This is a genomic window from Stenotrophomonas sp. (genome assembly GCF_032066555.1).
GTDB lineage: Bacteria > Pseudomonadota > Gammaproteobacteria > Xanthomonadales > Xanthomonadaceae > Stenotrophomonas.
The window spans coordinates 339,896-346,391 of record NZ_DAMBKV010000003.1 but is presented as its reverse complement, the minus strand read 5'-3'; the positions used below and the strand labels follow the sequence as shown (position 1 = coordinate 346,391).

The window sequence follows — 6,496 nt, the reverse complement described above, 5'->3', positions numbered from 1 at the left end:
CAGTTGCTTGTGCAGTTGCTTGTGCAGTTGCTTGTGCAGTTGCTTGTGCAGTTGCTTGTGCAGTTGCAGTTGCAGTTGCTTGTGCTGTTGCTGTTGCTGTTGTTCTTTATCCCTTCTCCCGCTTGCGGGGTTAAGAACAGGCGCTTACGAGCCAAAGGCTCGTGACTGTTCGTACGCCCCGCGTGCTACGCGGGGCTGGGGCGCGGAGCGAGGTGCCCCGAAGGGGCGGATGAGGGGAGCTCTTAGAGCTTTAAAAGCTTCCCCTCACCCCAACCCCTCTCCCGCAAGCGGGAGAGGGGCTTCACAGCTGCAATCGCAAACTCCAGCGCTGCACAGCCGCAACAAACTCGGGGCGCCTTGGCGCCCCGAGTCATCATTTCAGTTGCGAAGTCAGATCGGGTCGCCGTTGAAGCTCTCGCCCTTGATCTTCTGCCAGTCGCGGCTGACGAACTTTTCGTCGATCAGCGTGCGCTGTACCAGTACGCCGTTCTTGTACCAATGCCAGATGCGGTTGCGCAGCTGACCGCAGTCGGAAAGCTGGATCATTTCGTACAGCTCCAGGCCTTCCTCGCCCTTGCGCTTCCAGTACAGCATCACCGTGCGGTGGTAGTCATCCAGCGGCACTTCGGCGGCCCAGCCGTAGATCAGCTCGTTGTCGAAGATGACGCGGCCAAACTCGTAGCGGGTCGGGAAGTCGCGCACTTCCACCTTGCCGTCGGCCCAGCTGTAGTGGTTGGTCTGGTGGTAGGGCAGGTTCTCATCGGCCGGGAAGCGGCAGATCAGGCGCGACTTGTGTTCGTCGATCTTGTCGCCGTTGGCGTCGTAGTAACGGTAGACGCCATCCCAGACGCCTTCGTGGCGGGCCAGCAGCGGCAGGTGCAGTTGCATGTTCGGCATTGCGGTTTCCTTGTGGGTCGTGTTGATGTCATCAGTTGAGGCTTGGCCTCATTCGTTGCGAAGTGCGTCCATCACTTCTTCCATCGGCACGTCCATAGCACCGCCTTCCAAGGCCTCGGTCTCCTGCTGCACGATGCGCAGCACCCGGGCGATGTATTCCTTCATCCACAGCGTGCGCTGGGCTTCGGCCTCACGGTCCGGGCGGAACTGGTCCAGTTCCTCGCGGCTGAGCAGGCCTTTCTGTTCGATCAAACGTTCCAGCGCGTCCAGGCGCTGGTGGGTGACGGCGTTTTCCATGGCGATGGCCATGGCAATGGACAGCACGCGCTCCACGTCCGGGTCCTTGAAGAAGTACGGACGCTTGCCGCGGGCGCGGCTGCCGGCCAGGGCGATCGGATCGATGCTCATGCTTTCCAGGCTCCAAACATGGTCCACAGCGCAGCGCGGCCGTGGTCTTCGCCGCTTTCGCTGGCCACCGGGAAGATGTCCCGATCGACCACGCCGCGGACCTTGGTTTCGAAATAACGCTCGGCATCGAAGCCGGCCGCAGCCATCATCTGGCGCAGGTCGTACTCGTGCATCACGCTCCAGAACGGCTCGTTGTTGTTGTATGCATCCCAATCGCGGATGAACTGCTCGTAGGGGTCCATGCCGTGATACTGCGGCTGCTCCAGGTGGGCGGTGAGGCCGCCGGACGCCAGCAGGCGGTGGATCTCGCGCAGCTTGCGCGGCATCGCCGTGGCCGAGCTTTCGTGCCAGAACATGGCGGTGGTGATCAGGTCGAAGGAACCGTCCGCATAGTCCAGCGCTTCACCATTGGCCTGGCGGAAGCTGATGTTGTTCACCCCCAGGGCACGGGCGCGCGCATGGGCGTAGCGCAGCATCGGTGCGGCCACGTCGATGGCGATCACCTCGGCATCCGGGAAGGCCTGTGCCAGCGGCACGATGTTGTGGCCGACGGTGCAGCCGATATCGAGGATGCGACGCGGCTTGAAGCCGGGGTGTTCCTCCTTCAACCACTGCGCCAGCGCCTGGCCACCGCCATCGTTGTAACGGCCGAGCATGCCACCGGTGGTGGCGAAGATGCCGCAGTCGTAGTTGGCGGCCGCCGATACGTCATCGGCCAGCAGCTCGGTGTGGTAACCGCCGGGCATGCAGTGGATGTCCACCGCGCTGGAATAGCGTGGCACCTTCACCGAGGCATCCAGCTGCAGGCCATCGTCGCTGGCGTTGAGCGCGCGGGTCTTGTCGATCAGCGCGTCCACCTGCTTGAGCACCAGGCCGCGACCGGCCTGCTGGCGCATTTCCATGCTGCTGCGGCGCAGGGCGCTCCAGGTCTGGTAGATGCCGTCGGTGGCCATCGCCTTGCGCACTTCGTGGCGGGTTTCCGGGGCGCGGCCCTTGTCCTTCTCGAACGCCGGCTTCACCCGCTGCTCGTAGGCCAGCTTGACCTTGGGGCTGAGCTGGGTGGCCAGGTAGCCATTGAGGTTGGCCAGGAAGTCAAAGCGCGCGGTGTCGTCGTGTGCGCTTTCGGGAAAGACCGCGTGGCGGCCGACGTGCTGCCAACTGGGGGGCAGTGCTTGCTGGCTCATGGCGACTCCTGGATAGGTATTAAAGTTCTAATGTTATGACTATATGTCATGCAGATTCGGACAGCGTCAAGCACCTGGACCATACCTGGCAGAAATTTCCGCCACGGGCCTGCCGGAGCACCGGCAGGGGGCAGGAAACCGCGCCTGCGCAGCGCCACCGATTTCCCGAATCTATCAAATGTCCGGACAATTACCAGTGCCGGATTTCACACCTCCGGCGAGCAAATTTTTGTTGCAAAGCAGCATGTTGCGCAATCCGGGCAGGGGCCTCCCGGCTGCGGTTTTCACGCCATCCAGCAAGGCCGCGGGCTCTGCGACAAAGGTGTTACAAATGATTGGACAAACATGTACTAATGATATAGCTATATGTCATCTTTGATGGGTCGCTGGGCCTGTCGCGTGTGGTCCGGAGCGGTTTTGGCCTTGGCCTTTTCGCTCCCTTCAAACAGGGGTTGAACGTGATTCGAATGTCATCGGTTTTGCTGGCGGCCGCAATTGCACTTTCGCCACAGGCGAAAGCGCTGGATCTGCAGTCCGAACAGGGCAGCGTCGAGGCCATGGTCAAGTTGCGTTGCTCGCTGGACCCGAAGCAGGAGGAGATCCTGTGGTGGGCGGGCACCTTGTTCGCGCAGGAGCCGGGGCAGAAGCCGGCGCCGCTGCTGGGCTTCGAGGGCTACAACATCTGCCGTGCGGAAAAGCAGGCCGATGGCGTGTGGCGGCTGTACACGCGCGAGCTCACCTTCTACCGCGACCTGAAGACCGGCAAGATCATCGATAGCTGGGACAACCCGTTCTCGGGTGAGCGCAACGAGGTGGTGCAGGTCGCCAACGACCCGGTCAACACCGTGCTCAATGCGCCGGGCCGTCCGCTGCACCTGCCATGGGTGGAAGCCGGCGACCAGGTGATGCTGACCCTCAACATCCCGCTGGCCTATCCCAACCCGCTGCAGCCGGCCGAGTTCCCGGCCGAGTCCAGTGGCCCGACCTACATGGGGTCGGAGCACTTCATGTTTTTCGCGCCGCGCGCGGATCTGGAAAACCCGGCGCTGAAGAGCGTGCCGGTCACCTACGGCTGGACCCGCGTCGGGCCGTGGCTCCCCTGGATGAAGCTGGGCACCCGCCCGGGCAATCTGCTGTACGTCGCGCAGGGCAACAAGCGCGCCTCGGTCAGTGAACTGCCTGCCGACATCCAGGAACTCGTCCGTACCCGCTACCCGGAGTACGCACGCGCACCCGAAACCTGGGTGCAACCCAACGTCACCAGCTGGAGCTACTACAAGCAGCTCAAGCAGGGCGCTGCGGCGAAACAGCAGGACTGAAGTACGGAAACAACGGACGGAACCCTCCCCCAAGACGGCGCATCCATCCTCCCAATCCATTCCGATCAAACTTTCCAGTCGGGAATCCCATGAAGACCATCAAGCCAGACCTGCTGTGCTCCTCGATCGCCCTCGCACTGCTGCTGTGCGCGGGCAACGCCGCCGCTGCCGACAGCGACGAGGCGGGCGCACCGCCGGCAGCCAGCAATGACAGCGTGCACAGCCTGGACCAGATCACTGTGACCGCGCGTGGCGTGTCCGAGCCGCTGCAGCAGATGCCGCTGCCGATCACCGCCATGTCCGAGCAGACCATCGAGAAGAAGGGCCTGACCGACGTGCGCGACATCGCCAACCTGTCGCCGAGCTTCTCGTTCAAGTCCGGCTACGGCCGCGGCTTCGACCGCCCGGTGATCCGCGGCATGTCCAACATCCAGGGCGAGGCCAATGCCTCGTTCTTCATCGACGGCATCTACGTCGAAGGCGATATCTCCAGCTACGGCCTGGAAAACATCCAGCGGGTGGAAGTGATCCGTGGCCCGCAGTCGGCTGCGTTTGGCCGCCGTACCTTCTCCGGTGCGGTCAACTTCATCACCAAGCGCCCGGGCAGCGCGCCGGGCGGCAAGCTCACCCTGGGTGCTGGCAACTACGGCCAGGAAAAGATGGGCCTGTTCTATTCGGGCGCCAATGACGATGGTTCGTTCGGCTACGACGTCAGCCTGAACAAGCGCGGCAATGACGGCATCTTCTACAACCAGGCTTCGGGCAAGAAGGACCTCAACGGCACCGAGACCATCAGCGGCATGGCCGCCATCGCCTGGTCGCCGACCGAGGCGTTGGACATAACCGCACGGGTAATGAAGCAGAAGAGCCGCGACCAGCACTTCGCTGCCGCCCGCCTGGGCAGCGACAACCTCAACTGCTACCTGCCGGAAGAAACCGGTGGCCTGTACTTCGGCCTGTATCCGATCCTGGAATCGCGCCGCCGCGGCTATTACTGCGGTGAGCTGACGGCACCGTCGGACTACGCGCTGAACACCAGGGAATTCGAGACCGCCGGTTACTTCTCCGGCCGCAAGACCGACCTGCTGCGCACCAGCGTGGTGGTGGATTATCTGTTCTCCAATGGCTGGAACCTGACCTCGACCTCGGCCTACAACAAGAGCGAGACCTACGCTGCCAGCGATCAGGACTACAGCGCCATCCGCGGTTACGGCGGCGCGTTCGAGAGCTTCAGCAATACCGGCGTCAAGAACTGGTCGCAGGATATCCGCCTGACCACCGACCAGAGTCTGGCGGTGTCGGGCATGCTGGGCGCGTATTACTACAAGCAGGATGCGCAGCCGGGCTGGGGCGGTGACCTGACCGGTTACACCATTGGCGGCAACAAGGTGGTCACCACCATCCCGACCAATCCGGATGACCAGACCATCAACAAGGCGATCTACGGCCTGATCAACTGGCACATCAACGACAAGTGGACCACCTCGCTGGAAGGCCGCTACGCTCGCGATGAGATCAGCAAGGGCGGCACCGATGTGCGTGTGCTCGGTGCGAACACCTATCGCCAGACGTATGCGCTGGACAAGACCTTCAGCAGCTTCACCCCGCGTTGGACCTTGAGCTACCAGGCCCAGGACAACATCAACCTGTACGGGCTGGTGTCCAAGGGCAACAAGCCGGGCGGCTTCAATACCGACGTCTACCGCGCCGACTTCCAGGAAGCCGATCGCGACGCGCTGATCGCGCGTGGTTTGAGCACCTACAAGGAAGAAGAGGCCTGGAACTACGAGCTGGGCATGAAGAGCGATTGGCTGGACGGCACCCTGCGCGTCAACGCCAACATCTACCAGATCGACTGGACCAACCAGCAGCTGACCGAAACCGGCCCGGTGATCCGCAAGAACGGCTCGCTGTTCTCGACCAGCTACACCACCAACGTCGGTGAGTCGCGCATCCGTGGCTTCGAGCTGGAAAGCCAGTGGGCGTTCGCGCAGGGTTGGCTGGCCAGTCTGGCGTACTCCTACACCGATGCCGAGATCCTGAAATTCCTCAGCCAGGACCAGGCCGATCTGTTCTCCAGCAGCAATGCACCCACACTGGCTGACCCGGCCGCCGATGCTGCCGGCGCCACCCTGCCGCGCGTGCCCAAGCACAAGGCGACGCTGGGCCTGATGTATGACGGTGCACTGGCCAATGGCTGGGAATACACCGCCAACATGGACGTCAACTACGAAGGCAAGCGTTACATCCAGGTCGACAACCTGGCCTATATCGGCGCTTCCACCCGTACCAACTTCCGCTTCAGCATCCGCCCGACCGAGCAGCTGCAGGTGTCGGCCTATGTCACCAACGCGTTCAACGACCGCACCCTGGAAGATGCACAGCGCACCATCAATCCGGACGCCTACGTGGCAGTGCCGGCGGTGCCGCCGTTGACCGGCCTGGCGGTGACCAACCTGCGCGATTTTGGTTTGACACCTTCGCTGCCGCGTATGTATGGCGTTGAGGTCAGTTACAAGTTCTAAGAGTTTTGCGTGGGCTGGGATGTCTAGCGGCGTCCCAGCCCGCGTGTAACGGGCTTTACCGATGCTCCATCAGATCGTCATTCCCGCGCAGGCGGAAATCGCTCTGGCTTTTGCTTTTGAATTTCTGGAGGGGTGTGCAAGAGCAAGAGCGAAAGCGAAAGCA

The 6,496-nt window shown here is 62.4% G+C and carries 5 protein-coding genes; 2 read left to right on the top strand and 3 right to left on the bottom strand.

Annotated features, from left to right (window positions below):
• Positions 1 to 390 precede the first annotated feature (390 nt).
• From RT131_RS06535 to RT131_RS06525, 3 genes are read right to left on the bottom strand one after another with little or no spacing between them, the layout of a single operon-like run.
• Positions 391 to 897 (bottom strand): hypothetical protein, encoded by a 507-nt coding sequence (locus tag RT131_RS06535; protein WP_293706675.1) that lies wholly within the window; start codon positions 895 to 897, stop codon positions 391 to 393.
• Between the two features lie 48 nt (positions 898 to 945).
• Positions 946 to 1,305, bottom strand: a complete 360-nt coding sequence (locus RT131_RS06530) for a hypothetical protein (RefSeq protein ID WP_293706676.1) — start codon at positions 1,303 to 1,305, stop codon at positions 946 to 948.
• Positions 1,302 to 2,489, bottom strand: coding sequence for a methyltransferase domain-containing protein (locus RT131_RS06525; RefSeq protein ID WP_313171316.1), 1,188 nt, complete (start codon positions 2,487 to 2,489; stop codon positions 1,302 to 1,304). The genes RT131_RS06530 and RT131_RS06525 overlap by 4 nt, the downstream gene beginning before the upstream one ends.
• Before the next feature lie 467 nt (positions 2,490 to 2,956).
• On the opposite strand from RT131_RS06525, the gene RT131_RS06520 reads away from it, so the two are divergent.
• Positions 2,957 to 3,808 (top strand): DUF1838 family protein, encoded by an 852-nt coding sequence (locus RT131_RS06520; protein ID WP_313171314.1) that lies wholly within the window; start codon positions 2,957 to 2,959, stop codon positions 3,806 to 3,808.
• An 89-nt stretch (positions 3,809 to 3,897) separates the two neighbouring features.
• Entirely contained in the window at positions 3,898 to 6,333 is a 2,436-nt protein-coding gene (locus RT131_RS06515; RefSeq protein WP_313171312.1) for a TonB-dependent receptor, read from the top strand.
• Positions 6,334 to 6,496 lie beyond the last annotated feature (163 nt).

Bases quoted from the DNA above. Each gene is read 5' to 3' on its own strand.
- RT131_RS06535 (WP_293706675.1), bottom strand. From the start codon at position 897: ATGCCGAACATGCAACTGCACCTGCCGCTGCTGGCCCGCCACGAAGGC.
- RT131_RS06530 (WP_293706676.1), bottom strand. From the start codon at position 1,305: ATGAGCATCGATCCGATCGCCCTGGCCGGCAGCCGCGCCCGCGGCAAG.
- RT131_RS06525 (WP_313171316.1), bottom strand. From the start codon at position 2,489: ATGAGCCAGCAAGCACTGCCCCCCAGTTGGCAGCACGTCGGCCGCCAC.
- RT131_RS06520 (WP_313171314.1), top strand. From the start codon at position 2,957: ATGTCATCGGTTTTGCTGGCGGCCGCAATTGCACTTTCGCCACAGGCG.
- RT131_RS06515 (WP_313171312.1), top strand. From the start codon at position 3,898: ATGAAGACCATCAAGCCAGACCTGCTGTGCTCCTCGATCGCCCTCGCA.